The organism is Caballeronia sp. LZ003, from assembly GCF_031451465.1.
In the GTDB taxonomy this organism is placed as follows: domain Bacteria; phylum Pseudomonadota; class Gammaproteobacteria; order Burkholderiales; family Burkholderiaceae; genus Caballeronia.
Map to the genome: position 1 here is coordinate 1,013,290 of NZ_JARUXJ010000001.1, position 26,270 is coordinate 1,039,559.

Here is a 26,270-nt window from a genome sequence, read left to right on the forward strand (position 1 = left end):
TGTGCCCGTGGCGGGCGGAAACTTTTGGTTGTGGCTGAGCAGTCACGACATCAACTGGTGGGTCGCGGTGGCGACGCTTGCCTATATTGGCGCGAGTTTTGTGTTCGCCTGGAGAAAAGACCGGCGCGATCAACGCGCGCGCGAACGCGAGTCGGCTCACGCCTGATTCGCATAAATATGAACAAAGCCCCGTTTGCCATCGGCAGGCGGGGCTTTGTTATTTCTGGAGACCATTGCATGGCTAACCTTGGAAAAGCAGCGCTTGCGGGCATAGTCGGCACCTTAGCTGCAACCACGCTGTATTGCATCGTGCCTCGCTTTGAAGGGGTGGTGCATCGCGGTTACCTCGATCCTGTGGGCGCTGCGACGAAATGCAGCGGCGACACGCACGACGTCGTTGTCGGCCAATCGTACAGTCCGGACGAGTGCTGGGAGTCCTTGAACCGCCAACTCGTGACGCATGCCGATGATGTGCTTCGATGCACGCCGGGCCTCAAGGACCATCCGAACCAACTCGCCGCGGCGGTGAGTTTCGCCTATAACATAGGCGGCCGCAACTATTGCGCGAGCACGACCGCTAAACGATTCAATGAGCATGACTGGAGGGGCGCTTGCCGGGCGATGAACGAATCGGACGACGGGCGTGCGCAGTGGGTGAGCTCACGAGGGCGGGTGCTTCCTGGTCTCATAAAACGGCGCGCCGAGGAGCGTTCGCTTTGCGAGCGGGACTTGTGACTTACGCACCGTATCTCGTCGTATGCGTGGCTGGCATTGCAATCGGCGGTGCTGCGCTTCACATCTTCGATAGCAGCCAACTTGCCAAGGAGCAGGCCGCTCACGCGCGCGACAACGAGGCGAACGTACGAACACTCGCGACCCTTTCGGAGGGTGCGGCGAAGGCAGCAAGCGCTGCAATCGCGGCTCACAACACGGCAGCCGCCCGTATTGCAGCGCTCGACGAACAGTTCCACCGTGAGAGGATTTCCCATGAAGCTGACAACGCCAAAAATCGCGCCGCTATTGCTGACGGCACTCGTCGGTTGCGCATCGCAATCGCCAATGCCTCCGCAAACCATAGCGGTGCCGCAAATCCAAGCCCCGCCGCCGGCCGCATGGGCGATGGAGCCCGTCGCTACGCCGAGCTACCACCAGAGATTGGAAGAGATCTTTTTGCAATAGTTGACGATGCCGATGGCGACGCTCGGCTCAAAGCGGAGTACTTGCAGCACTATGTTCTCATGCTGCAAAAGCGAGGAATAATCGCTAGAGGCGAGCCGGAGGGCAATGCTGTCAACAAGTTTAACTAGCGATATAGAAAACTCAATATTCTTTTCACATTCATGCACTGATCCAACCGGTCCATAGCGATCCTCGCATTGACAACATGGTTCTGCTTACGAACAATCGGCGCGAAGCCGTTACCATGTCAGACGAAGCACAGCTTATCGAGGTTTCATATGGTCGATAGGGCCCTTAACAGCACACATAAAGCTAGCAGAGAATTTTTGGCATTTGGTGGCGAGCGGCACGATGCATTCAGCAATGCATATCACTTGGGCAACGGGTATAGAGCGTACAGTCCTGCGTTAATGCGCTTCAGATGCCCTGATAGCTTGAGCCCGTTTGAGGCGGGCGGCATTAACCCCTACGCATATTGCGCGGGCGACCCCATTAACAGGCTGGATCCCTCCGGGCATCTCAGTTGGCAAGCCTGGATGGGTATCGGCCTGGGGGTAGTGGGGCTGGGGCTTGCAGCATTCACCGCAGGCGCTTCCATCGCCGCAGCAGGCGGCGTTATAGCCGCAATCGAGAGCGCTTCCGCAGTAGGACTGGCTGTTGGAGGGGCGGGCGTGGTTGCAGATGTCGCGGCAATCGCGTCTGGCGCAGTTGAGGAGGTTGATCCGAAGGCGTCGGCTGCGCTTGGGTGGGTGGCTTTAGGAGCTGGGGCTGTCGGTCTCGCCTCGGGTGCCCTAAGTGCCGCTGCGTTCTTCACAAAAGGAACAAGGCTGCGCTTGGGACAAATCCGAAGCGTTGGCCTCTCAGGACGGGGTGCGGTCGGAGCTTCAAAAGGCCTTAGAAGCGATGCGTCAACGTCGGTGACGAGCGCTAGCAGGCTGTCGCATTTTGAAGCCTTGCCGCCAGAACTTAAAATGGAGATTTTTGACTATCTTCCAGGCAGCGACCTTGAGAATCTCTCGCTGACCTCAAAAGAACTGAGAGCAAGAATTCGCCGGTATAGTTCTACGGAGCGACTGCAATGGAGGCTTAATAGGAGGGATCCTATGGCTCGTTTGAAGATGTTTGCTGCGGTATTGGCGGGACGGGAACCGGGTGCTATGCGACGACAGTTAAATAGTATCGGCTATGATTTTCGTATTGTCGTACGGAAGTTTTCGTTTCCCAAAAGGTCTAAAAATGAATACATGCTTAATTATGACTTGTGGATGTATGGTGAGCAGGTACTCACTGATCAAGTTGGAATCTTTACCCCAGATGAGGCGACCCAGTTATGGAAGGCTGAACGCATCACGTTTGCTTTCCGTTAAAGGTGGCCTCATACACATTTCAAAGTATATTTTTCAGCTATTGTGTGGCCTGGATTCGGAGCATAAAACGAAGACTAAATTATTTTGTTCACGCGGAATAGGGCTGACCTATAGACAAACTATAGCTTGACGAAAGGGGGCTATTTGGAAGCGCCGTAATCATCTCTCAACGAATTAGGGCCGGGACGTTTTTCCCGTTGAAGCTTGATAACGGAGGTTGTGTGTAGATACGGTCAATGTTGACCGACGTCCGACCAGTTGAGCTAACTATGGCGGGCCGCTGTTTCTATGGGGGCGGCGCAACTGAGGGCCTAGCAGAGGTGATATAAGAAGGCCTCACCATACGAGACCCGGAAGCGAAAAGCTCATTCTAGATGCAAGGTGGACGCAGTACTCATGCAGCGACAGCGAGCTGCCCCGCCTCAATCAACGCGAGTCAGAGCGACGCGGAAGGTCACCTTGAGCTAATCATCGACATTAGCAGCCCCGTTCGTTCGCTATTTCCACGAAAGCAGACGGTGACCGTGCCGACCGACGCATCCTTAGCTTCGTTGGACAGAGGAGTTTAGTTAACTCGTGCATACATCAGCGCACTACACGAGTACGGATAAACGCGGCAACGCCATGAATGAAAGTGTGCCCAATATGAGACCTTAAACCGTGGCACGTAACCAAAACCGCAAGAAAATGGCACTAGTCTCAATGCTGACCGGCGTTAGACAAAGTGTTTAAAATCAATGCTCTAAATGCTTACTTGCACTTCTATGTCCTGATTCAGTATCAGCAGCAGCCGGCTTGATCGGCTTATTGACCATCGGCGCTTGTTCCCGACTTCGGTCAACTATTGATACAAACGCTTCGATTAGCCTTGATATGATCCGCGGCCCAATTCGTGGGACCGGATCATTGAAAGAGAAGCGAAGATGATGTTGCAGTTCGTTGTAGAAGCAAAAACGCGCAGTCGGCCGAGCCTTGCGTCGATGGCTGCGGTGGTTCTCATCAGCACCGTTCTTGCTGCCTGCTCGGGCGGCGGCTCTAGCGCTCCCTCGAAGGATTCGACGGATACGACGGACCCGTCGGGCAAGAGCGCAACGCCCGCGGCCGCGCTGCCGGCCATGTCCATTAATACGGATGGCCGTGTTCGAATCGTCGATAAAGATGTTTATCTCGGCGCCGATCTCGGCATCACCGGGCCGGACGATGTCGATCCCTTCACAGGCAGGACGAGCATCAAGGGCCATGGCAACAGCACGTGGACGGCGGACAAGAAGCCATATCGCTTGAAACTCGACAGCAAGGCAAGTTTTTTTGGGCTGCCGAAGGATAAGAACTGGATTCTGCTCGCGAATTACTTCGACAAGACGCTTTTGCGCAATCGCACGGCGTTCGAACTCGGTAGGCGTTTTGGCATGGCGTGGACGCCGCATGACGTTCCCGTCGAACTCACGCTCAACGGTCAGTATGCGGGCGTGTATGACGTGGTCGAGTCGGTGCGGGTGGACAAGAACCGCGTGAATATCGCCAATAGTGACAACGTGGTCGCGCCCGAGAGCACAGGCTTCCTGGTCGAAATCAACGAGCGCATGGACGAAGACGTTTGCTGGCGCACGACGCACGGCATTGCGCTTTGCATCGACAGTCCGGATTCGGCATCGGACACACAGGTCGCCTTTATCAAAAACTATATGCAGCAGGCCGAAGACGCGTTGTATTCCAATTCGGGAAAATACGAGCAGTACTTCGATGTCGCTTCGCTGATCGACTGGTATCTCGTCAATGAGATTTTCAAGAATCAGGATGCGCGGGATTTTGCGAGCATCTACCTCTACAAGGATGCCGGCGGCAAATTGAAGTTCGGGCCATTGTGGGACTTCGACATTGGCGCGGGCAACATTAACTTTTCCGACGCGCAGTATCCGGAAGGATGGTGGGTTGCAAATGGTCAGTGGATTTCACGCATGAAGCAGATCGATCCGAGCTTCGAGACGCGTGTTCGGGCACGGTGGGATCAACTGAAGGCATCGCAAATCGATACGATCGTGAGTTATGTCGATGAGAACGCGCAGGCGCTTCAGGCAAATGGCGCAGCTAAGCGCAACTTTGATAAATGGCCGGTGCTTGGGAAGAAGCTTTGGCCGAATCCGGTGGTGACGGGTTCTTATCAGGGTGAGGTGGCTTATCTGAAAGATTGGCTCACGCGGCGGATTGCCTGGTTGGATGGGAATCTTTGAGGGTGGAATTGAAGGAGCGTCACGCGCTCCTGTTTGCTATTTGCTGTTTGCAGCATCGATACAGAAGAGCCGCTCGGCTCAGTCGTCTGGAAAACCATACCAGCCATCCATTAAGGCGCTGATTTCGATGTCGACAAATTCTGGTCTGCCTTCGAATGAAGCTTCGTAATGACGAAGGGCCGCTATTCGGCCCTTTCGTTGCTTATTTATGCGTCGATGAACAAAAGGTTCGAACGCGCGCCCCTGCGTGTTTCTTTAGAGGTTGTATGAGTTAGTCCTACATCAACACAATGTCATACTGCTCCTGACTCAAATTCGACTCCACCTGCAACGAAACCGGCTTGCCGATAAAGTCCATCAACATCGCCAGATGCTGTGACTCTTCTTCCAGAAACAGATCGATCACCTGCTGAGAAGCCACCACGCGAAATTCGCGCGGATTGAACTGCCGCGATTCGCGCATGATCTCGCGCAACACGTCATAACACACGGTTCGCGGCGTCTTCACCTGCCCCTTGCCCTGACAAGTGGGACACGGCTCGCACAACACATGCGCAAGAGATTCCCGCGTGCGCTTTCGCGTCATCTCCACGAGCCCGAGTTGCGAAAAGCCATTGACCGTCACGCGCGTACGATCCCGCGACAGCGCGCGCTTCAATTCGCTCAGGACCTGATCGCGATGCTCGACGTTCTCCATATCGATGAAATCGATGATGATGATTCCGCCCAGGTTCCTCAACCGCAATTGCCGCGCGATGGTGTGCGCCGCTTCGAGGTTCGTCTTGAAGATGGTGTCGTCGAAATTGCGCGCGCCGACATAGCCGCCCGTATTCACGTCGATGGTGGTCATGGCCTCGGTCTGATCGATCATCAGATAGCCGCCCGACTTCAAATCGACGCGCCGCGACAGCGCCCGCAAAATTTCCGCCTCGATGTTGTACAGGTCGAAAAGCGGCCGCTCGCCCGTGTAGTGATGCACGCGCGATGCCACCGCCGGCGTGAACTCCGCCGCAAAATCCGCCAGCATCTGATACGTCTCGCGCGAATCCACTTGAATGCGCGTGGTCTCGTCATTCACGAAGTCGCGCAACACGCGCTGCGCCAGATTTAGATCCTGATAGAGCAAAGTGGTCGGCGGTACGCGCTGCCCTTGAGCAACTATCGTCGCCCAGGTCTTGCGCAGATACGAGACATCGGCGGCAAGCTCTTCACTCGATGCATCTTCGGCAATCGTCCGCACGATATAGCCGCCTTTCTCATCGGCGGGCAGCACGGCGGTGAGACGCGCGCGAATAGCTTCGCGCTCTGTCTCGCTCTCGATCTTCTGCGAAATCCCGATATGCGGTTCCTGCGGCAGATAAACCAGCGTGCGCCCCGCAATGCTCACCTGCGTGGAGAGTCGCGCGCCCTTCGTGCCGATAGGGTCCTTCACGACCTGCACCATCAGCGCCTGTCCTTCGAAGACGATCTTCTCGATAGGCACATGCGGCGACGATCCATGCGGCTCGCCCGCCACGCGCGGATGCCATATATCCGCAACATGAAGAAACGCGGCGCGTTCCAGACCAATGTCGATGAACGCCGACTGCATGCCCGGCAACACGCGCACGACCTTGCCAAGATAGACGTTGCCGACGCGGCCGCGCGAGAGCGTGCGTTCGACGTGAAGCTCCTGAACGGCGGCTTGCTGCACCAGTGCGACGCGGGTTTCTTGCGGTGTGACGTTGATCAGGATTTCTTCGTTCATGGCCTGTTTAGAATTCGACGCGTGCCACGCGCAAGAGTGCTGCGGTTTCGAAAAGGGGCAAACCCATGATACCCGAATAGGACCCGTCGATTCGCTCGATAAATGCTGCCGCGCGGCCTTGAATGCCATACGCGCCGGCCTTGCCCAAAGGCTCGCCCGTCGCGGCGTATCGTTGCAGCGCAGCACGGTCGACCGGCGCGAAACGCACCGTCGAGCGCGAGAGCGCGGCGTGACATGCGCCATCGGCATCGACGATGGTCAGCGCCGTCAGCACTTCATGTTCGCGACCCGCGAGCTTCGTCAGCATCGCGACCGCGTCTTCTTCATGCGTGGGCTTGCCAAGTATTTGTCCGTCGATGGTCACGGTGGTATCCGCGACGAGAATGGGCGCTGTCCCATGATTGCCCGCGACAAGACGTGCGCGCGCCGCATGCGCCTTCAGCATGCAGACACGCTGAACATAGGCATGCGCTGCTTCGCCGGGCAGCTCGGCTTCGAGCGCTTCGGCGTCTTCATCGGGACGAGGCAAGAGGAGTTCGAACCGCACGCCCAGTTGCCGCAGCAACTCCTGGCGGCGCGGGCTTTGAGACGCAAGATAGACGAAGGGATAAGTAGACATTCGATAGCGGGTCTCGACAAGCGCGCCGGCCTTCGACACCACCACGGAAATATCAGGGCATCTGCCGTTACGCGCGATGATAAGGATGATTCTGCGTGATGCTCCACGCACGGTAAAGCTGTTCGGCAAGCAGCACGCGCACCATGCCGTGCGGCAGCGTGAGACTCGAGATACGCAGCATGAGTTCGGCGCGCGCCTTCACTTCGGGCGCGAGGCCGTCCGCGCCGCCGATCACGAACGCGACATCGCGGCCGTCCTGTTGCCAGGCGGGCAGGGTGTTCGCGAGTTGCATCGTGGTCCAGTCGCGACCGCGTTCATCGAGCGCAATCACGCGGGCGTTCTTCGGCAGGGCAGCTTCTATTCGCTGCTTCTCGGCAGTCATCACGCTTTCGGCATTGCGGCCGGACGAGCGCTGCTCGGGCTTGATCTCTTTGAGCTCGATGCGCAATTCGGGCGGCATGCGCTTCGCGTATTCGTCGAAGCCATTCGTGATCCAGTCGGGCATCTTGTGTCCGACTGCGAGAATGACGAGCTTCATCGACGCGCTGCGCTTTAGGCCTGCTTGCGCGCGGTCTTGCGGGCGGGACGCTTGACGGCCGGTGCGGTATCTTCCTCGTCTTCGTCCTCGTCGGCTTCGACGTTCGCGCCGCCGAACATGCTCGGCTTGCTCAGTTTCACGCGCACGGGTTTGTCGCCCCAGACTTCTTCGAGGTTGTAGTACTGGCGCAGCGCCGGTTGCAGGATATGGACGACCGCGTCGCCGCAGTCGACCAGCACCCATTCGCCGATCTCTTCGCCTTCGGTGCTGATGATGTCGCCACCGGCTTCCTTCACCCGTTCGCGCACGCTGTTGGCAAGCGCCTTGGTCTGCCGGTTCGACGTGCCGCTCGCCACGACCACGCGGTCGAACAGCGACGTCAGGTGAGTGGTGTTGAACACTTTGATGTCTTGCGCCTTGACGTCTTCGAGACCGTCGATGATCGCGCGTTGAAGCTTTTGAATTTCCATGATTACCGTTGATACAAATGATGTTGAACAATGTAGTCCCATACGGCGGATGGGACCTGCGCGCGGACTTCGTCTTGCGACGCGCCTCGTGCGCCTTCGTGTGATGCGCTCGCTTCCTCGCGGATCGCCGTGGCGGATACGTCGATGAGAAGCGTGGTGTCGATCAGCATGTGACCGTGCGTGCTGGCCTGCAAGACTTCCGGGGATGCCTCGCGTGCTTCGAGTTCAGCGGCGACGGGCGCGGGCAGCGACGCGACATCGAAGCCGGGACGCGTCTCCACGCAGACATGCGCGAATTCGAAGAGCCGTTTCCAGTCGCGCCAGGTATTGAGCTTGACCAGTTGATCCGCGCCGATCAGCAACGCAAGCGATGCCTCGGCGCCTTCCTGCTCGCGCCAGCGCGCAAGCGTCTCCACCGTGTAGGTCGCGCCTTCGCGCTCGACTTCATCGGTGGCGACGGTGATCTTCACGCTCTCGATGTGCAGCGACTGCGCCGCCGCGCGCGTCATCGCCAGCCGGTGATGCGGCGCCGATACGCCTTCCTTCTGCCACGGCTGACCCGCGGGCAACAGCACGAGTTCGGTCAGGCGCAAGAGCGCGGCGAAGCGGCGCGCGAGCGCCAGATGCCCTTCGTGAATCGGATCGAAGGTGCCGCCCAAAATGCCGACGCGCTTTTTGCAAGGTGTGCCCGGCGCGATCACAGCCATTGCCGGCGCACCAGGAAGTCGGAATAGAGTCGCGCTTCCGGCGTGCCGGGCTCGGGCGCCCAGTCGTAGCGCCAGTTCGCGACCGGCGGCATCGACATGAGAATGGATTCGGTGCGCCCGCCGCTTTGCAGACCGAAGTGCGTGCCGCGATCGAACACGAGGTTGAACTCGACGTAACGTCCGCGCCGATACGCCTGAAACGCGCGTTCGTGCTCGCCGTAAGGCGTGTCGCGGCGCTTGTCGATGATTGGCAGATACGCTTCGAGAAACGCGTCGCCGACGCGCCGCATCATCGCGAACGAACGCTCGAAGCCGGGCTCGGAGAAATCGTCGAAAAAGATGCCGCCGATACCGCGCTGCTCGTCGCGATGCTTCAGATAAAAGTACTCGTCGCACCACGTCTTGAAGCGCGGATACAACTCCACGCCGAACGGGTCGAGCGCGTCGCGGCAGACGCGGTGGAAATGCCGCGCGTCGTCCTCGTAGCCGTAAATGGGCGTCAAGTCCATGCCGCCGCCGAACCAGAAGATCGGCTCTTCGCCGGGCTTGACCGCCGTGAGCATGCGCACGTTCATGTGCACGGTTGGGCAGTGCGGATTTCTCGGATGCATCACGAGCGACACACCCAGCGCCTCGAAACCGCGCCCGGCGAGTTGCGGACGCGCGGCGCTAGCGGAGGGCGGCAGCGCGTCGCCCGCCACGTCCGAAAAGCCGATGCCGCCGCGCTCGAAAAACTCGCCGCCTTCGAGAATGCGCGTCACGCCCCCGCCACGCAGATGCGCGCCGGGCTCGCGAGTCCAGGCATCGGTCGCGAACGAACTGCCGTCGAACGCGCCGAGGGCATCGGCAATACGCGTCTGCAAGCCCGTCAGGTATTGACGGACGGCGGCGATATCGTGGGCTGCGTCGTGCTGGTTCGTTTCACTCATCGATTGCTGCAATGCGCCATGACAGGCGTTATGTGGATTCTCTAAAAACGGCTCGATTTCAGGCGAAAAGCCTTATCCGTGCTTGCGGTTCACCGCCCGGTAGCCAATGTCCCGGCGATACTGCATGCCATCGAACGAAATCTGATTCACCGTATCGTAGACCACGGATTGCGCGCCGCGCACGGAATCAGCCAGACCCACGACACACAACACGCGCCCGCCTGAAGTGGTGAGCTTGCCGTCCGCGAGCGTAGTGCCCGCATGGAATGTGACGGCGTTGTCCGTTTCAGGCGGAATGCCGTTGATGCGGTCGCCCTTGCGCGGCGTCTCCGGGTAGTTGTGAGCCGCGAGCACGACGCCCAGCGCCGTGCGCCGGTCCCAGTCGAGCTCCACGCTGTCCAGCTTGCCGTCGATGGCCATCTCCACGACCTTCGAGAAATCGCCCTTGAGGCGCGCCATGATCGGCTGCGTTTCGGGGTCGCCCATGCGGCAATTGAATTCGAGCGTCTTGGGCGTGCCGTTGGCGTCGATCATCAAGCCCGCGTACAGAAAGCCGGTGAAGCGGATGCCGTCGTTTTCCATGCCGCGCACGGTCGGCAGGATGATCTCGCGCATCACGCGCGCGTGCAGTTGCGGCGTGACGATCGGCGCGGGCGAATACGCGCCCATGCCGCCGGTGTTCGGGCCCTTGTCGCCGTCGAGCAGACGCTTGTGGTCTTGGCTGGACGCGAGCGGCAGCACGTGCTTGCCGTCCACCATGACGATGAAGCTCGCTTCCTCGCCGGACAGGAACTCTTCGATCACCACGCGCGCGCCTGCGTCGCCGAGCTTGTTGTCGGCGAGCATGGAGTCGATCGCGTCGTGTGCTTCCTCTGCGCTCATCGCGACCACCACGCCCTTGCCGGCAGCGAGGCCATCCGCTTTCACGACGATCGGCGCGCCTTTCGTGTCGATGTAGGCATGCGCGGCGGCGGCGTCGGTGAAGGTTTCGTAGTCGGCCGTCGGAATGTTGTGGCGCTTCATGAACGCCTTCGCGAAGTCCTTCGAGCTTTCGAGCTGCGCGGCTTCCTTTGTCGGCCCGAAAATCTTGAGCCCGCGCGAACGAAACAGATTGACGATGCCCGCGGCGAGCGGCGTTTCCGGTCCGACGACGGTCATCGCGACATGCTCGCGTTCGACGAAATCGGCGAGCGCCGAAGGCTCGGTGATGTCGATATTGCGCAGGCGCTCGTCCTGCGCGGTGCCGCCGTTGCCGGGCGCCACATAGACGATCTGCACGCGCGGCGACTGGGCGAGCTTCCAGGCCAGCGCATGTTCGCGACCGCCGGAACCAACGACGAGTAACTTCATTTGAATCCCCGAAAAGCTTGAGTGAAAGCAGTAGCCGCGCGCTGACGCCGGGCGGACCAGGCCAATGCCGGAGTCCACGCCGTCACCGGCATGACAGGTCGAAGGCGGCTCGCGCGGACTTCAGGCTGCGTCACCTGCCTTCTCATCAAGCGAAAGCCGTTCCAGCATCGCGGCCCGCCGAGCGCGGCGGACGGGCGCAACGGCGGCGCTTATTCGTCGTTGATGGCGGCGTTTGTATAGACTTCCTGCACGTCGTCGAGATTTTCGAGAGCGTCCAGCAGTTTTTGCATTTTCAGGGCGTCGTCGCCGCTGAATTCCACTTCGCTTTGCGGCTTCATGGTTACTTCGGCGAGTTCCGCCTTGAAGCCGGCGGCTTCGAGCGCGTCCTTCACCTTCTGGAAGTCGTTGGCGGGGCTGATCACTTCGATGCTGCCGTCGTCGTTCGTCACCACGTCGTCCGCGCCTGCTTCGAGCGCGGCGTCCATTAGCTTGTCCTCGGGCGTGCCCGGCGCGAACAGGAACTGGCCGACATGGTCGAACATGAACGATACCGAGCCGTCCGTGCCCATGTTGCCGCCGAACTTCGAGAACGCGTGGCGCACTTCCGCGACCGTGCGGGTGCGGTTGTCGGTCATGGTGTCGACGATGATCGCCGCGCCGCCGATGCCGTAGCCTTCGTAGCGGATTTCCTCGTAGCTCGCGCCATCGACGCCGCCGACGCCGCGCTGGATCGCGCGGTTGATGTTGTCCTTCGGCATGTTGGCGTCGTACGCCTTGTCGACCGCGAGCCGCAGCCGCGGGTTCGAGTCGACTTCGCCGCCGCCCATGCGGGCCGCGACCTGGATTTCCTTGATGAGGCGCGTCCAGACCTTGCCGCGCTTTGCATCGGCTGCGGCCTTCTTATGCTTGATGTTGGCCCATTTCGAGTGACCCGCCATTACCTTTCTCCATCGCGCGCGGACGTCGTGCCGCGCCTTGGTTTGCTGTGATGCTGTAGATGTCTGTTCGATGCGCTGCCGCGTCTTTTTAAACGGCAGCCGGGTTCGTGCGTCGGGCGCGCGGCCCGAAGGCAAGCCAGTCAGGCTCGCGGCAAGATCCGCTTAGGAACAGACCGAAATTTTATCATGCTGGGATGGCTTGGCAGGCGGCTTGCGTCGATTGGGGAAAACGAGTGGGCGAAGGCGGATTCGGGGAAAGTGCGCCGCGCAAAAGCCATCGCACAATAAAAAACCGCCGCGCATGTCGCGCGGCGGTCTCGAGACTTGATCTGCGAAAACGGGTTGCGATCAGTTCTTCGTGCCGAACAGCCGGTCGCCTGCATCGCCGAGACCGGGAACGATATACGCATGATCGTTCAGATGCGAATCTAGCGAGGCGACGTAGAGCTTCACGTCCGGATGCGCGTCCTGGAACACCTTCACGCCTTCGGGCGCCGCCACCAGCGCCACGAACACGATATTCTCGGACAGCACGTTGCGGCGCTTCATCACGTCGACGGCGTGGACGGCCGAGTAGCCGGTCGCGACCATCGGATCGCACAGAATGAAGACGCGCTCCTCCAGGTCGGGCGGCAGGCGCACGAGATACTCGACCGGCCGGTGATCTTCCGCGCGATAGACGCCGATATGACCGACGCGCGCCGATGGGATCAGGTCGAGCAGCCCGTCCGACATGCCGATGCCCGCGCGCAGCACCGGCACGATGGCGAGCTTTTTGCCCGCGATCACGGGCGCGTCGATCTCGACGAGCGGCGTTTCCACGCGCTTGGTCGTGAGCGGCAGATTGCGGGTGATCTCGTAGCCCATCAGCAAGGTGATTTCCCGCAGCAGTTCGCGAAACGTGCGCGTGGACGTGTCCTTGTCGCGCATGTGGGTGAGCTTGTGCTGGATCAGCGGGTGATCGGTGATGAAGAGATTGGGAAAACGGCTGTCCTGTTTCATGGGTCTCGCGCGTTCGCGCGTCCTGCTGGTGTGCTACTCGTGTGATGGGGTGCCGTCATGGGCGATGCGTGAGCGCCGGCGCTCATGCCGCGCGCCGGGCGGACAGTGGCGACAGTTTACCGAAAACCCCGCCGTTGCCTAAGAACATTTGCCGCGTTTATCGGCAAGCCGCATGGGCCGCCCGACGTTGCCGCCCCGATTCTCTTAGAATTGCGCGGAAGGCGTGACGGTCATCTCACGCGCTCCGAACCGAAACAGTCGAGACAACCTCTGGAGGATGGACGATGGACATGGGAATCGCAGGGCGCACCGCGCTCGTCTGCGCGGCAAGCAAGGGACTCGGGCGCGGTTGCGCCGAGGCGCTCGCAGCCGAGGGCGTCAATCTCGTCATCACCGCGCGCACGGCGGAAACGCTCGAAGCGACGGCCGCCGCCATCCGCGCGGCTTATGGCGTGGACGTGAAGACCGTGGCCGGCGACATCGCCACGCCCGAGGGCCAGGCCGCCGCGCTCGCCGCGTGTCCGCAGCCGGACATCCTAGTCAACAACGCGGGCGGGCCGCCGCCGGGCGACTTCCGCAATTTCACGCACGACATGTGGATCAAGGCGCTTGAAGCCAACATGCTCACGCCGATCGAACTCATCAGGCAGACCATCGACGGGATGATCGGGCGCGGTTTCGGACGCATCGTCAATATCACGAGCTCGTCGGTGAAGGCGCCGATCGATGTGCTCGGGCTCTCCAACGGCGCGCGCTCCGGGCTCACGGGCTTCGTCGCGGGTGTGGCGCGCAAGGTGGCGTCCACGGGCGTGACCATCAACAATCTGCTGCCCGGCACCTTCGACACCGACCGCGTCGCCGTGACGTTCGAAGCGCAGGCAAAGGCGCAGAACATCAGCATCGACGAGGCGCGCAAGCGTCGCGCGGACGCGCTGCCCGCTGGACGCTTCGGCGAGCCGGACGAATTCGGCCGGGCCTGCGCGTTCCTGTGCAGCGCGCATGCGGGCTACATCACCGGGCAGAATCTGCTGATCGATGGCGGCGCTTATCCGGGCACGTACTGAACGCAGCCGCGCCGCACGCGCATCAGCGCGAACGGCGCACTTGATTCTCGACACATGGCGAACTGAACCGACGGAGACATTCAAGCGATGACCAAGGCAATCCGATTCGACAAGACAGGCGGCCCCGAAGTCATGAAGTGGGTCGACGTGAACGTGGGCGAGCCGGGCAAGGGTGAAATCCGCGTGAAGCATCACGCGGTCGGGCTCAATTTCATCGATGTGTATTTCCGCACCGGGCTTTATCCGATGCCGCTGCCCAACGGGCTCGGCATGGAAGGCGCGGGCGAAGTCACGGCGGTGGGCGAGGGCATCACGCAATTCAAACCGGGCGATCGCGTGGCGTATGCGTCGCGTCCGCCGGGCGCTTATGCCGAGGAACGCGTGATGGCGGCGGATTTCGTCGTCAAGCTGCCGGATGCGATCAGCTACGAAGATGCCGCGTCGATCATGCTGCAAGGACTGACCACGCAATATCTGCTGCGCCGGACCTATCGCGTGAAGGCGGGCGAAACGGTGTTGATCCACGCGGCGGCGGGCGGCGTCGGCCTGCTCGCGGTGCAGTGGGCGAAGGCGCTCGGCGCGACGGTGATCGGCACGGTCGGTTCGGACGAGAAAGCGGAGATCGCGAAGGCGCATGGCTGCGATCACGCGATCGTCTACACGCGCGACAACTTCACGCAGCGTGTGCGCGAGATCACCAACGGCGCGGGCGTGCCGGTGGTCTACGATTCCATCGGCAAGGACACGTATATCGCGTCGCTCGACAGCCTCTCGCCGCTTGGATACTTCGTGAGCTTCGGCAATTCGTCGGGTCCGGTGCCGCCTATCGATTCATCCGAACTCGCCGGGCGCGGTTCGCTTTACTTCACGCGTCCGACGCTTTTCAGCTATATCGCCAAGCGCGCCGATCTGGATGCCATGGCGGCGGAACTGTTCGAAGTCGTGTCGTCGGGGAAGGTCAGGACGAACGTGCGACAACGTTATTCGCTGGCCGACGCGCCCCGCGCGCATGAAGACCTCGAAGCGCGCAAGACGACGGGCTCGACCATTCTTTTGCCTTGAGCCTTTCCCGCGTGACGGATTCTCACTGAAACTAAGAAATAGAACAGCATCGATATGAGCGAGCCGTCCGTCACCGTCGTCCTGATCGAGGACGAAAAGCAGATTCGCCGCTTCGTGCGCGTGTCCCTGGAAGCCGAGGGCATGACCGTGCACGAAGCGGAAACCGGCCAGCAAGGTCTGATCGAAGCGGCGACGCGCAAGCCCGATCTCGTGATCGTCGATCTGGGGCTGCCGGATACCGATGGCCTCGACGTCATTCGCGAACTGCGCGGCTGGACCGAATTGCCGGTGATCGTGCTCTCGGCCCGCACGCAGGAAGCGGAAAAGGTCGCCGCGCTCGATGCCGGCGCCGACGACTATCTCACCAAGCCGTTTGGCGTTTCCGAGTTGATGGCGCGTATTCGCGCGCATTTGCGGCGGCGCAATCAGGCGGCGGGCAGCGAGACGCCGGCCGTGCGTTTCGGCGATGTCACCGTCGATCTCGCGTTGCGGCGCGTCACGAAAAACGGCGAGAGCGTGCATCTGACGCCGATCGAATATCGCCTGCTTGCCACGCTCGTGCGGCATGCGGGGCGCGTCTTGACGCATCGGCAATTGCTGAAGGAAGTGTGGGGACCGTCGCATGTGGAGAGTCCGCATTACCTGCGCATCTACATGGCGCATTTGCGGCAGAAGCTCGAGCGCGATACGGCGCAGCCCGAGCATATCGTCACGGAAACGGGCGTGGGATATCGGCTCGTGGGAGTCGTGTGACGTGCGTCGTTCGAATTACGCGGTGACCGCGGCGTAGGTATCGAGCACGGCGTCGAGCGGTTCGTTTCCGCCGACGAAGCCGATGACCCGGTCCCGCACGCCAAGCGCCACGCAACGCAGCGCAATGCGCGCGACATCCTCGCGCGACACGTCGGGCATCTCGACCGTGGTCTCGTCCGCGAGCGCGATCGTGCCGCGCGCGGGTTCGTCGGATAGCGGGCCAGGACGCAGGATCGCGTAAGGCACGCCGCGCCGCATGACGTAGGCATCGGCTTCGCGTTTCATGCGCGAGTAATGACGCAGGGAAAGCGGATTGCGCTCCGGATGAAACGCGGTCAGCGCGCTTACGACGACGAGTTGCCGCACGCGCCGGCGCTTTGCGTAATCGGCGGTGCGCATGACGGCGTCGCGATCGATCGCACGTTCCTCGTGCACGCCTTCGCTCTCGGACGATCCCGCCGCGTAGATCACGTGCGTGATGTCGTCGAAGACATGCGAGAAGTCCTGATCGAGATCGCCGAGCACGATTTCGGCGCCCAGCGCCGCGAACTCGCTCTTGTGCGCGGATTTGCGAAGCAGCGCCCGAAAAGGCGCGGCGTGGTCATGAAGACCTTGCGCGATAAGCCGGCCCGTGCGGCCGTGCGCGCCGATCAGCAGAACTTTCATCGTCTTCATTGAGTTCGCTCCCTTGCGGTGGCCGGCTCGACAATCAAAGTAGGCGATTTCGGCGCCTTGTGCTATCCGTGCTTGCGCGGCCTCGCGTCACTCCACCGCGCTTGCCGGCCGCGCATTGCCACGCCGCCGCGCGCGCCGTTCCTCTGCGCGCACGCGGAAGCGGTCCATGTACAGATAAACCACCGGCGTCGTATAGAGCGTCAGCATTTGACTCACGATCAGCCCGCCGACGATTGCAATGCCAAGCGGCGCGCGCATCTCCGATCCTTCGCCAGTTCCGAACGCGAGTGGCAGCGCGCCGAGCAGCGCGGCGGCGGTCGTCATCATGATCGGGCGAAAGCGCAAGAGACACGCTTCCTCGATGGCATCGCGCGAAGTCTTGGCGCCGTGCCGCGTGGCCTCGATAGCGAAGTCCACCATCATGATCGCGTTCTTCTTCACGATGCCGATCAGCAAAATGACCGCGATCAACGCGATGATGCTGAACTCCGTCTTGAACAGCAGCAGCGCAAGCAGCGCGCCGACGCCCGCCGACGGCAGCGTGGAGAGAATCGTGATCGGATGGATATAACTTTCATACAGAATGCCGAGCACGATATACACGGCCGCGAGCGCCGCGAGAATCAGGATGGGCTGGTCGTTCATCGACTGCTGGAACGCCTGTGCCGTGCCCTGAAAACTGCCGTGGATGGTCTGCGGCACGCCGATTTCCGCCATCGTTTCGTAGATCGCGGCGGTGGCCTCCGAGAGCGACTTGCCCGGCGGCAGATTGAACGAGATGGTGGAAGCCACGAACTGGCTCTGGTGATTGACGGAAAGCGGCGTATTGCCCGGCCCGAATTTCGCGATGGCCGAAAGCGGCACCATCGTTTCCTGCGATGTGGAAACCGCCGCGCCTGACGACGAACTCGACTTGCCGCTCGCCGCGATGGCGTTGGTCGCCGAATTCTTGACCGAAGCGAGCGCCAGCGCGGCGGCTGTGTCGGAACTGCTGGTGGACGAGCCGCCCGCGCCGGTCGAACCGGTCGCCGAGGTGGACGCCGTCGAGTTGGCGCCGGAAGTGGTGGTCGAATTAGTCGATGACGTGCCGCTCGCCGTGCCGCCCGACGTGCTGATGTAGATCTGCTTGAGCATCTCCGGGTCCTGCCAGTATTTCGGCGCGACTTCCATCACCACGTGGTATTGCGACAGCGGGTTGTAGATGGTCGAGACCTGGCGCTGGCCGAAGGCGTCGTAGAGCGTGTTGTCGATCTGCGCGGGCTTGATGTTCAGACGCGCGGCCGTGGCGCGGTCGAAGGTCACCATCGCTTCGAGACCGCCTTGTTGCTGGTCGGAATTCACGTCGGTGAGTTCGGGGCGCTTGAGCAGCGCCTCGGTGAGCTTGGGCGCCCACGTGTAAAGGTCGCTCGTGGTGTCGGACAGCAGCGTGAATTGATACTGCGCATTCGACTGCCGCCCGCCCACGCGAATATCCTGAACGGCCTGCAGGAAGGTGCGCGCGCCCGCGACATCGGCGAGCGGCTTGCGCAGACGGTTGATGACCTGATCCGCCGACACCTTGCGTTCGCTCTTCGGCTTGAGCGAGATGAACATGAAGCCGGAATTGGTCGTGCGCCCGCCCGTGAAACCGGCGACGCTGTCCACGGCCGGGTCCGATTCGACGATTCGCATCATCTCCGAGAACTTGCCTTTCATCGCCTGAAACGAGGTGCTCTGGTCCGCCTGAATGCCGCCGACGATACGCCCCGTGTCCTGCTGCGGGAAAAAGCCCTTCGGCACGATGATGTACAAATAGACGTTCAGCCCGATGGTCGCGAGCAAAATGAGCAAGATGAGCCGCGGGTGCCCGAGCGCCCAGCCAAGCGTGCGCGCATAGCCGCGCTGCATGCGCTCGAATTGGCGTTCGAGCCAGAGCGCGAGCCGGCCTTCTTTCTTCTTCTGATGCGGCTCTTGAAGCAGACGCGAGCACATCATGGGCGTGACGGTGAGCGACACCACGAGCGATACGGCGATCGCCAGCGACAAGGTCAGCGCGAACTCGCGGAACAGACGCCCGACGATACCGCCCATCAGCAGGATGGGCAGGAACACGGCAACGAGCGAAATGCTGATGGACAGCACCGTGAAGCCGACCTCGCGCGCGCCGAGTATCGCGGCCTGCATGCGCGGCACGCCGTTCTCGACATGCCGCGAGATGTTCTCCAGCACGACGATGGCGTCGTCCACCACGAAGCCCGTCGCGATGGTCAGCGCCATCAGCGAGAGATTGTCGAGCGAGAAGCCGAGCAGATACATCGCCGCGAAGGTGCCGATGATCGATATCGGCACGGCGACGCTTGGAATCAGCGTTGCGCGCCAGTTGCGCAGGAACAGGAACACGACCATCACGACGAGCGCCACCGCGATCACGAGCGTGAGTTCGGTGTCGTGCAGCGAGGCGCGGATGGTGGTCGAGCGGTCCGCTGTCGGGGTGATCAGGACATCGGCGGGAAGGGCGGCTTGCAGTTGCGGCAGCATGCCCTTCACGCGGTCGATCGTCTCGATGATATTCGCGCCCGGCTGACGGTACAGAATGACGAGCACCGCGTGCTTGTTGTTGATGAGGCCGAGATTGCGCAGGTCTTCCACGGAATCGACCACTTCGCCGACGTCCGAAAGATGCACCGCCGAGCCGTTGCGATAGGCGACGACCAGATCCTTGTATTGCGACGCCTTGCTCGCCTGATCGTTGGTGTAGAGCTGGACGTGGTTGTCCTTGAATTCGATTGCGCCCTTCGGACTATTCGCATTCGCCGATGCCAGCGCCGCGCGCACGTCTTCCAGCCCGATGCCGTAGTGAAACAGCGCGCCCGGTTCGAGCTCAACGCGCACGGCCGGGTTTGCCGAGCCGCTCACGTCCACTTCGCCGACGCCCGGCACGGTAGAAAGCGTCTGCTGCAGCACGGTCGCCGCGGAGTCGTAAAGCGCGCCCGCGGTTCGGGTAGGCGAGGAGAGCGCGAGCACCAGAATGGGCGCGTCGGCCGGGTTCACCTTGTGGTAGGTCGGATTGCTGCGCAGCGCGGTTGGCAAGTCGGCGCGCGCGGCGTTGATGGCGGCCTGCACGTCGCGCGCGGCGCCGTCGATGTCGCGGTTCAGGCCGAATTGCAGCGTGATGCGCGTGGTGCCGACCGCGCTTTGCGAAGTCATCTCGCTGACATCGGCGATGGAGCCGAGATGCCGTTCGAGCGGACTCGCCACGCTCGTCGCTACGGTTTCGGGACTTGCGCCCGGCAACTGCGCCTGCACGGAGATGGTCGGAAAATCCACTTGAGGCAGCGGCGCGACCGGCAGCTTCACGAACGCGAACATGCCGGCGAGCGCGATGCCCACCGCGAGCAGCGTCGTCGCAACGGGCCGGTCGATGAAAATGCGCGACATGTTCATGGCTTACTCCGCGTCGGCGGCGGGCCGCGGCTCTTGCATGCCGCCGCCGAAGCGCGCGCGCAACCGGCGGCCGAGCGAATCGAATGCCAGATAGATCACGGGCGTGGTGAAGAGCGTGAGCAACTGCGAGACGATGAGACCGCCGACAATCGCGATACCGAGCGGATGCCGCAGCTCCGAACCCGCGCCCCAGCCGATCATGAGCGGCAGCGCGCCGAGAAGCGCGGCCATCGTCGTCATGAGAATCGGGCGAAAGCGCAGCAGACACGCCTGGAAGATCGCGTCGCGCGGCGACTTGCCTTGATCGCGCTCGGCTTCGAGCGCGAAGTCGATCATCATGATGGCGTTCTTCTTCACGATACCGATCAAGAGCACGATGCCGATGATGCCGATGATGTCCAGATCGTGCCCGGTGACCATCAGCGAGAGCAGCGCGCCGACGCCTGCGGACGGCAGCGTCGAGAGAATGGTGATCGGGTGGATGAAGCTCTCGTACAGCACGCCGAGCACGATATACATCGTGACGATGGCCGCGAGGATCAGGAACAGTTCGTTCGAAAGCGAAGCCTGGAACGCGAGCGCCGCGCCCTGAAAGCGAATCTGGAACGACGCGGGCAGACCGATGTCGTTCTTCGCCTGCTCGATGGCCTTGACCGCCGCCCCAAGCGATTCGCCCTTGGCCAGGTTGAAGGAAACGGTCGTCGCCGGGAATTGGCCCAGATGCGTGACGAGCAACGGCGCCGCGCGCTCGTGGAACTTGGCGATGGTGTTGAGCGGCACCTGCCCCGTCGTCGAAGTGGACGACGGCAGATAGATGCCGTTCAGGATCTCGCTGTAGTGCGCGTCCGAAGGCTCCGATTCAAGGATCACGCGATACTGGTTCGACTGCGTGAAGATGGTCGAAATGATGCGCTGGCCGAAGGCGTCGTAAAGCGCGTTGTCCACCGTCGCGGGCGTGATGCCGAAGCGCGCCGCCGTCGGCCGGTCGATCTCGATATACACCGACTGGCCGTTCTGCTGCAGGTCGGTCGCCACATCCGTGAGAATGGACGTATGTTGCAGCCGCTCGACGAGCTTGGGCACCCATTCCGCGAACTCGGACGGGTTCGGGTCGGTCAGCATGAACTGATATTGTGTCGGACTGACGGTGGAATCGATCGTCAAGTCCTGCACCGGCTGCATATACAGCTTGATGCCGGGAATGTCCGCGACGTCGCTCTGAATAGAACGGATCACGTCGCTCGACGTGTTGCTGCGGTCGTCGCGCGGCTTCAGGTTGATGAGCATGCGCCCGCTGTTCAGCGTAATGTTGGTGCCGTCCACGCCGATGAACGAAGTCAGGCTTTCGACATCCGGGTTCTGCAGAATCTTCTGCGCGAGCGCCTGCTGCTGCTCGGCCACGGCCTGATACGACGCGGCCTGCGGCGCTTGCGTGATCGCCTGGATCACGCCGGTGTCCTGCGTGGGAAAGAAGCCCTTCGGAATGAAGATGTACAGCACGGCGGTCAAAACGAGCGTCAGCAGGGCGACGACGAGCGTCGCGGCTTGCCGCTCCAGCACCCATTCGAGCGCGACGGCGTAGCGGCCGATCACGTAGTCGATGAACTTGTGGGCGCGCGCCTCGAAGCGCTTGCTGTCTTTGGGCGGCGTGTGGCGCAGGAGTTTTGCGCACATCATCGGCACGAGCGTGAGCGAGACGATAGCCGAGATCACGATGGTCACGGCAAGCGTGATCGCGAACTCGTGGAACAGACGGCCAACCACATCGCCCATGAAAAGCAGCGGGATAAGCACCGCGATTAGTGAAACCGTCAGCGAAATGATGGTGAAGCCGATCTGCTTCGAGCCTTTCAACGCTGCTTCGAGCGGCGGGTCGCCTTCCTCGACATAGCGCGCGATGTTTTCGATCATGACGATGGCGTCGTCGACGACGAAGCCTGTCGCGATGGTCAGCGCCATCAGCGAAAGATTGTCGAGTGAAAAGCCGCACAGGTACATGATCGCGAGCGTGCCGACCAAGGACAGCGGCACGGAAAGACTCGGGATGATGGTGGCGTAGACGTTGGCGAGAAACAGATAGATTACCAGCACGACCAGCACGACGGAGAGCGCGAGTTCGAACTGCACGTCGCGCACCGACGCGCGGATGGTCGTGGTGCGGTCCGTGACGATGCGCACGTCCAGCGCCGCCGGCAGCGATTGCTGCAAGCCTGGCAGCAGCTTCTTGATGCCGTCCACCACTTGAATGACGTTCGCGCCCGGTTGACGCTGCACGTTGAGGATGATGGCGGGCGTCGCGTCGACCCACGCGCCGAGCTTGGTATTCTCCGGACCTTCGACGACCGTGGCGACATCGGTGAGCATGACCGGCCGGCCGTTCTTGTATGCGACCACCGCGCTTTGGTACGCACTTGCATCGGTCAACTGGTCGTTCGCATTGATGGTGTAGTTGCGCGACGGGCCGTCGAAATTGCCCTTCGGCGTATTGACGTTGAGGTTGGCGATAGTCGTGCGCAAGTCGTCGATATTCAGCCCGTACGAGGCCAGCGCTCGTGTGTTCGCCTGAATGCGCACGGCGGGGCGGTTGCCGCCGCTGATCGACACGAGACCCACGCCCGCGACTTGCGAAATCTTCTGCGCGAGGCGCGTGTCGGCGAGATCCTGGACCTTGGTGAGCGGCAGTGTCTTGGAACTGATCGCGAGCGTGATGATCGGCGCGTCGGCGGGGTTCACTTTCGCGTAGATCGGCGGGGCGGGCAGGTCGGACGGCAGCAGATTGCCCGCCGCGTTGATGGCGGCCTGAACTTCCTGCTCGGCGATATCGAGCGGCAAATCCAGACTGAACTGCAAGGTGATGACCGACGCACCCGCCGAACTCTGCGACGACATCTGGTTCAGGCTCGCCATCTGCCCGAACTGCTTTTCGAGCGGCGCGGTGACGCTGGAGGTCATCACATCCGGCGACGCGCCGGGGTAAAACGTCTGCACCTGGATGGTCGGATAGTCGACCGCGGGCAGCGCGGACAGCGGCAGAAAACGTAGCGCGACGAGGCCGACCAGCATGATCGCCGCCATCAGAAGCGCCGTGCCGACCGGACGCAGGATAAAAAGGCGAGATGGATTCATGCGGCTCTGGTTGCTCTTGGCTTAACTGTCACTGCTGCGGTTGCTGACGACGATGCCCGCCATGCCGCGCACCCGAAGCTGCCGACGCGGCAGCCGCCGCCGATGCACCTGAAGCGCCGGATGCGCCCGAAGCACCCTTGGCCTTGTCCGCCGGAATCGTGATCTTCGCGCCTTCCTTGAGCCGGTCGGAGCCGTCGATCACCACGCGCTCGCCGGCCTGCAGACCGGTTTTGATGCTGGTGCGCTCGCCATCGACGGGACCGGTTTTCACGTTGCGCACCGTCACCGTATTGTCCGGCTTGACGACATACACGAACGATCCCGACGAGCCGTTCAGCACCGCCGAAGTCGGAACGATAAGCGCGTCCTTGATGACATCGACGAGCAGCTTCGTGTTCACGAACTGGTTCGGAAAAAGCCCGAGTCCTTTGTTGTCGAAGGTCGCGCGCAGCTTGACGGTGCCGGTGGTGGTGTCGATCTGGTTGTCGAGGGTTTCCAGATAGCCCGATTCGAGCGCAACCGTATTGGCGCGGTCATATGCCGTCACCGACATCTTCGTGCCCGCATGCAGCGGCTTCAGGATGGCGGCAAGGTTGTCTTCCGAGGTGGTGAAGATCACGCTGATCGGCTGCAATTGCGTGATGACCACGACGCCGTTGGTGTCGCCCGTCGTCACGTAATTGCCGGGATCGACCTGACGCAGGCCGACGCGTCCCGACACGGGCGCCGTGATGCGCGCGTAGGTGAGATCGAGCTTGTAGGTATCGACGTTGGCCATGTCCGACTTGACCGCGCCTTCATACTGCTTGACGAGCGAGCCCTGAGTGTCGACCTGTTGCTTGGCGATGGAGTCTTGCGAGAGTAGCGTCTGATAGCGCTGCAAGTCGAGCCTCGCGGTCTGCAACAGCGCCTGGTCCCGCGCCAGCGTGCCTTCGGCGTTACGCAGCGAAATCTCATAAGGACGCGGGTCGATCTGCGCGAGCACGTCGCCCTTCTTGACCATCTGGCCTTCCTTGAAGGCCACGTCCATCAGCGTGCCATTGAGCTGCGTCTTGACCGTGACGTTGGCAAGCGGCGTGACCGTGCCGAGCGAATTGATGACCACCGGCATCTCACCTTGCGCGACGGTCGCGACGTGCACGGGCTGCGGCTGATTCATCGCGTTCGCGCCGCCGCCGCGACGGCCGCCGCCCTGACGCGCATCCTGTGGTTGACCCGAGGCACTGTTGCGGCTCCAAGGATGCCACCAGGCGACGGCTCCCGCGACAATCAGCAAAGCGATCACGAGCGGGACGAGCTTGCGCCGCCTTGGCGGACGTTCCCCGAGCGTGGTCGTGGCAGGTCGATCAGGCGAGTTGGACGGTTTCTGCGGTTGTCCGGGAGAATTCTTTTGGTCGTCCATCGGTTCTGTGGCTGGTATTTCGAGTGATTCGTTGGAGCGCCCAAGGCGGCGCGCGAACGCCAGGCAGGACAGCGCAATCTGCAAGCCGCATCGAGGCGAGGACCTGAAAGCAGGCGATGAGCACATGAAGCTTTTTCGCGACGCGTTCGAAGCGCTGCCGCGCATGACGAAACCGCAACGAAGAGACACGACGCATACAAGCCGCACCAACGCCGCGCAGTCGTGCGAAGCATGATGCTACGTCCCGCATCGAGGCCCGTCCACCCACCTTTCTTTCGGCTGATTACGAGTGTTACACGCGGCCTGACATGGCTTTCGCACGATGCGAGCGCAGGCCGGCCGAACCCGTCGATGGGTCGGCCGGCCAATACGTCAGGGGTGTCAAGTCTACTCGGTGGCGCGCAAGTCCGTAGAGGCAGCCATCGCGATGGCCGCCGATGCGGCGCCGGACGTGCCGCCGATCTCACGCGCGATCTGGCTCACGCAGCGCAGCAGCGCGGGCGCGACTATTTCGATGAGCGTCTCTTCGGGACACTGATGCGCCGCGCCGTCGCAGTTCACGGAGTAACGCTCTTCCGACGGACCGATGAAGCCCGCCGCGACTGCGTTGAGCCCCAGATGCCATTCGCCGATCGAAACCGCGAAGCCATTGCGATGCGTGTCTTCGATACCGTGCCGAAGTCCCATCGCGATGAGCGGCCAGTCGTCGCCGGATGCGATCTGCAGACTACCGATGAGCGTTTCGCGATCCGCCTGCGACAGCACGGACAAGTACGCGCGCCCCACGGCGGTCCGGGTCAGGTCCATCCTTCCGCCCACTTCGAGACGTGAGACGAGCACGGCCGAACGCGGACGGATGGCATCGATAACGACCATTTCCAACCGGTCCCGCACCGCCAGATGCACCGACAGGCTGGTTTCCTCGGCGAGCGCGATGAGGTAGGGGCGCGCCCGAGCACGAATATCGAAATTGCGTAAGAATCCATTGCTGAATTCCAGAACCGAGGCGGTCAGCACGAAACGCTCGCTGTCGGGCAGCCGCAGCAGCAGGCCTGCGCCGACGAGCGTTGCTGTGATACGCGACACGGTAGGTTTGGGAATGCCGGTCCATTCGGTAAGCTCTCGGTTGCTGACAGGGGCATCGGCGGCAGCGATACGGCGTAGAACGTCAAGACCGCGCGCAAGCGCCGTGACTTCTTCGCCCTCTCTCTCTCTCGGTTTTTCCCGGTCTGGTAGCCGGCTTTTTAATGTGTGCATTCTTATTTTCTGAAACGTAGTTTCGGATGCGGGCAGACGCTAAATAACCCGGATGCCGCCTAAACTTGCAAGCGGTGCAAGCCTCTCATCAATAAGCGGTAGACGGGATGAAACATTTCTCTTGTTAGGGGTTTGCAAAGATTACCTTGGGCAGAAGTTCTGCGCCGGAGATTTTGCTTGACTTGGGCAGCAATCCCATAAAAAATGGAACCGAATTTCGAAACTGGTGGGGCGACGTGCACAGTTGCTTTCCGCTCCCCGCTTGAATGACCGGCTCTCAGGTTCTAGCACGGCCCTCGGAATGGCTAGAACTTTTAAGGCGCTATGGAAACATAGCGCCTTTTTTTTCGCCCTATGTTTGCGGTAACAAACGCACTAAATATACGCTGAAAGCAGAAATGGCGTCGGACTGGAAGCTAGCTTGCTTCGGC

The 26,270-nt window shown here is 61.5% G+C and carries 21 protein-coding genes and 1 pseudogene; 8 read left to right on the plus strand and 14 right to left on the minus strand.

What is annotated here, in order from left to right; genetic code table 11:
• The first annotated feature begins 237 nt into the window (after window positions 1-237).
• The 5 genes and pseudogenes from QCE79_RS04680 to QCE79_RS04700 all read left to right on the plus strand — a co-directional run bounded on the left by QCE79_RS04680 (window position 238) and on the right by QCE79_RS04700 (window position 4,777).
• A complete protein-coding gene (locus tag QCE79_RS04680; RefSeq protein ID WP_309842228.1) occupies window positions 238-735 on the plus strand; it encodes a lysozyme in 498 nt (165 codons plus the stop codon).
• The gene (locus tag QCE79_RS04685; protein ID WP_309842231.1) at window positions 732-1,307 is read left to right on the plus strand and encodes a lysis system i-spanin subunit Rz; all 576 of its coding nucleotides are present in this window, start codon (window positions 732-734) and stop codon (window positions 1,305-1,307) included. Before QCE79_RS04680 ends, QCE79_RS04685 begins: the two co-directional genes overlap by 4 nt.
• A gap of 150 nt (window positions 1,308-1,457) precedes the next feature.
• Window positions 1,458-1,685: pseudogene (locus QCE79_RS04690) on the plus strand (RHS repeat-associated core domain-containing protein); the annotation flags it as partial.
• Between the two features lie 30 nt (window positions 1,686-1,715).
• Window positions 1,716-2,546, plus strand: a complete 831-nt coding sequence (locus tag QCE79_RS04695; RefSeq protein ID WP_309845190.1) for an F-box protein — start codon at window positions 1,716-1,718, stop codon at window positions 2,544-2,546.
• A gap of 980 nt (window positions 2,547-3,526) precedes the next feature.
• Window positions 3,527-4,777 (plus strand): CotH kinase family protein, encoded by a 1,251-nt coding sequence (locus tag QCE79_RS04700; RefSeq protein ID WP_309842234.1) that lies wholly within the window; start codon window positions 3,527-3,529, stop codon window positions 4,775-4,777.
• 277 nt (window positions 4,778-5,054) lie between these two features.
• Here the strand turns inward: QCE79_RS04700 and rng are convergent, their stop codons facing one another.
• The 9 genes from rng to upp form a co-directional block, all read right to left on the minus strand.
• A complete protein-coding gene (gene rng / locus QCE79_RS04705) occupies window positions 5,055-6,524 on the minus strand; it encodes a ribonuclease G (RefSeq protein WP_250492108.1) in 1,470 nt (489 codons plus the stop codon).
• A gap of 7 nt (window positions 6,525-6,531) precedes the next feature.
• A complete protein-coding gene (locus tag QCE79_RS04710; RefSeq protein ID WP_250464253.1) occupies window positions 6,532-7,143 on the minus strand; it encodes a nucleoside triphosphate pyrophosphatase in 612 nt (203 codons plus the stop codon).
• Between the two features lie 67 nt (window positions 7,144-7,210).
• Window positions 7,211-7,681 (minus strand): 23S rRNA (pseudouridine(1915)-N(3))-methyltransferase RlmH, encoded by a 471-nt coding sequence (rlmH, locus tag QCE79_RS04715; protein WP_309842237.1) that lies wholly within the window; start codon window positions 7,679-7,681, stop codon window positions 7,211-7,213.
• Window positions 7,682-7,695: 14 nt separating this feature from the next.
• A complete protein-coding gene (gene rsfS / locus QCE79_RS04720; protein WP_309842240.1) occupies window positions 7,696-8,151 on the minus strand; it encodes a ribosome silencing factor in 456 nt (151 codons plus the stop codon).
• 2 nt (window positions 8,152-8,153) lie between these two features.
• Window positions 8,154-8,858: a nicotinate-nucleotide adenylyltransferase gene (locus tag QCE79_RS04725; protein ID WP_309842243.1), complete on the minus strand. Its 705-nt coding sequence runs from the start codon at window positions 8,856-8,858 to the stop codon at window positions 8,154-8,156.
• Window positions 8,849-9,787 carry an oxygen-dependent coproporphyrinogen oxidase gene (hemF, locus tag QCE79_RS04730; protein ID WP_250508821.1) on the minus strand — a complete coding sequence of 313 codons (939 nt, stop codon included), beginning with the start codon at window positions 9,785-9,787 and terminating at the stop codon, window positions 8,849-8,851. Before hemF ends, QCE79_RS04725 begins: the two co-directional genes overlap by 10 nt.
• A gap of 72 nt (window positions 9,788-9,859) precedes the next feature.
• A complete protein-coding gene (gene purD / locus QCE79_RS04735; RefSeq protein ID WP_250492111.1) occupies window positions 9,860-11,137 on the minus strand; it encodes a phosphoribosylamine--glycine ligase in 1,278 nt (425 codons plus the stop codon).
• A gap of 209 nt (window positions 11,138-11,346) precedes the next feature.
• Window positions 11,347-12,075, minus strand: coding sequence for a YebC/PmpR family DNA-binding transcriptional regulator (locus QCE79_RS04740; protein WP_244827538.1), 729 nt, complete (start codon window positions 12,073-12,075; stop codon window positions 11,347-11,349).
• A 348-nt stretch (window positions 12,076-12,423) separates the two neighbouring features.
• Window positions 12,424-13,077 carry a uracil phosphoribosyltransferase gene (upp, locus tag QCE79_RS04745; protein ID WP_244827539.1) on the minus strand — a complete coding sequence of 218 codons (654 nt, stop codon included), beginning with the start codon at window positions 13,075-13,077 and terminating at the stop codon, window positions 12,424-12,426.
• A 284-nt stretch (window positions 13,078-13,361) separates the two neighbouring features.
• Here upp and QCE79_RS04750 point away from each other — a divergent pair, with 284 nt between their 5' ends.
• From QCE79_RS04750 to kdpE, 3 genes are all read left to right on the plus strand, one after another.
• Window positions 13,362-14,141 (plus strand): SDR family oxidoreductase, encoded by a 780-nt coding sequence (locus QCE79_RS04750; protein ID WP_244827540.1) that lies wholly within the window; start codon window positions 13,362-13,364, stop codon window positions 14,139-14,141.
• Between the two features lie 87 nt (window positions 14,142-14,228).
• Complete coding sequence (locus tag QCE79_RS04755; RefSeq protein WP_250464263.1) at window positions 14,229-15,203, plus strand: quinone oxidoreductase; 975 nt, start codon at window positions 14,229-14,231, stop codon at window positions 15,201-15,203.
• 54 nt (window positions 15,204-15,257) lie between these two features.
• Window positions 15,258-15,956: a two-component system response regulator KdpE gene (gene kdpE, locus QCE79_RS04760; RefSeq protein WP_250464265.1), complete on the plus strand. Its 699-nt coding sequence runs from the start codon at window positions 15,258-15,260 to the stop codon at window positions 15,954-15,956.
• Window positions 15,957-15,971: 15 nt separating this feature from the next.
• Here the strand turns inward: kdpE and QCE79_RS04765 are convergent, their stop codons facing one another.
• The 5 genes from QCE79_RS04765 to QCE79_RS04785 all read right to left on the minus strand — a co-directional run bounded on the left by QCE79_RS04765 (window position 15,972) and on the right by QCE79_RS04785 (window position 25,839).
• Window positions 15,972-16,631: an NAD(P)H-binding protein gene (locus QCE79_RS04765; RefSeq protein ID WP_244827543.1), complete on the minus strand. Its 660-nt coding sequence runs from the start codon at window positions 16,629-16,631 to the stop codon at window positions 15,972-15,974.
• 87 nt (window positions 16,632-16,718) lie between these two features.
• A complete protein-coding gene (locus QCE79_RS04770) occupies window positions 16,719-20,054 on the minus strand; it encodes an efflux RND transporter permease subunit (RefSeq protein ID WP_244827544.1) in 3,336 nt (1,111 codons plus the stop codon).
• Between the two features lie 3 nt (window positions 20,055-20,057).
• Window positions 20,058-23,180, minus strand: a complete 3,123-nt coding sequence (locus QCE79_RS04775; protein WP_250525626.1) for an MdtB/MuxB family multidrug efflux RND transporter permease subunit — start codon at window positions 23,178-23,180, stop codon at window positions 20,058-20,060.
• Between the two features lie 28 nt (window positions 23,181-23,208).
• Window positions 23,209-24,582, minus strand: a complete 1,374-nt coding sequence (locus QCE79_RS04780; protein WP_250464269.1) for an MdtA/MuxA family multidrug efflux RND transporter periplasmic adaptor subunit — start codon at window positions 24,580-24,582, stop codon at window positions 23,209-23,211.
• A gap of 387 nt (window positions 24,583-24,969) precedes the next feature.
• A complete protein-coding gene (locus QCE79_RS04785; protein ID WP_309842258.1) occupies window positions 24,970-25,839 on the minus strand; it encodes an IclR family transcriptional regulator in 870 nt (289 codons plus the stop codon).
• Between the last annotated feature and the right edge of the window lie 431 nt (window positions 25,840-26,270).

Excerpts from the sequence above, each read along its gene's own strand:
- QCE79_RS04680 (WP_309842228.1), top strand. The coding sequence starts at position 238 with ATGGCTAACCTTGGAAAAGCAGCGCTTGCGGGCATAGTCGGCACCTTA.
- QCE79_RS04695 (WP_309845190.1), top strand. The coding sequence starts at position 1,716 with ATGGGTATCGGCCTGGGGGTAGTGGGGCTGGGGCTTGCAGCATTCACC.
- QCE79_RS04700 (WP_309842234.1), top strand. The coding sequence starts at position 3,527 with ATGGCTGCGGTGGTTCTCATCAGCACCGTTCTTGCTGCCTGCTCGGGC.
- rng (WP_250492108.1), bottom strand. The coding sequence starts at position 6,524 with ATGAACGAAGAAATCCTGATCAACGTCACACCGCAAGAAACCCGCGTC.
- QCE79_RS04710 (WP_250464253.1), bottom strand. The coding sequence starts at position 7,143 with ATGTCTACTTATCCCTTCGTCTATCTTGCGTCTCAAAGCCCGCGCCGC.
- rlmH (WP_309842237.1), bottom strand. The coding sequence starts at position 7,681 with ATGAAGCTCGTCATTCTCGCAGTCGGACACAAGATGCCCGACTGGATC.
- rsfS (WP_309842240.1), bottom strand. The coding sequence starts at position 8,151 with ATGGAAATTCAAAAGCTTCAACGCGCGATCATCGACGGTCTCGAAGAC.
- QCE79_RS04725 (WP_309842243.1), bottom strand. The coding sequence starts at position 8,858 with ATGGCTGTGATCGCGCCGGGCACACCTTGCAAAAAGCGCGTCGGCATT.
- hemF (WP_250508821.1), bottom strand. The coding sequence starts at position 9,787 with ATGAGTGAAACGAACCAGCACGACGCAGCCCACGATATCGCCGCCGTC.
- purD (WP_250492111.1), bottom strand. The coding sequence starts at position 11,137 with ATGAAGTTACTCGTCGTTGGTTCCGGCGGTCGCGAACATGCGCTGGCC.
- QCE79_RS04740 (WP_244827538.1), bottom strand. The coding sequence starts at position 12,075 with ATGGCGGGTCACTCGAAATGGGCCAACATCAAGCATAAGAAGGCCGCA.
- upp (WP_244827539.1), bottom strand. The coding sequence starts at position 13,077 with ATGAAACAGGACAGCCGTTTTCCCAATCTCTTCATCACCGATCACCCG.
- QCE79_RS04750 (WP_244827540.1), top strand. The coding sequence starts at position 13,362 with ATGGACATGGGAATCGCAGGGCGCACCGCGCTCGTCTGCGCGGCAAGC.
- QCE79_RS04755 (WP_250464263.1), top strand. The coding sequence starts at position 14,229 with ATGACCAAGGCAATCCGATTCGACAAGACAGGCGGCCCCGAAGTCATG.
- kdpE (WP_250464265.1), top strand. The coding sequence starts at position 15,258 with ATGAGCGAGCCGTCCGTCACCGTCGTCCTGATCGAGGACGAAAAGCAG.
- QCE79_RS04765 (WP_244827543.1), bottom strand. The coding sequence starts at position 16,631 with ATGAAGACGATGAAAGTTCTGCTGATCGGCGCGCACGGCCGCACGGGC.
- QCE79_RS04770 (WP_244827544.1), bottom strand. The coding sequence starts at position 20,054 with ATGAACATGTCGCGCATTTTCATCGACCGGCCCGTTGCGACGACGCTG.
- QCE79_RS04775 (WP_250525626.1), bottom strand. The coding sequence starts at position 23,180 with ATGAATCCATCTCGCCTTTTTATCCTGCGTCCGGTCGGCACGGCGCTT.
- QCE79_RS04780 (WP_250464269.1), bottom strand. The coding sequence starts at position 24,582 with ATGGACGACCAAAAGAATTCTCCCGGACAACCGCAGAAACCGTCCAAC.
- QCE79_RS04785 (WP_309842258.1), bottom strand. The coding sequence starts at position 25,839 with ATGCACACATTAAAAAGCCGGCTACCAGACCGGGAAAAACCGAGAGAG.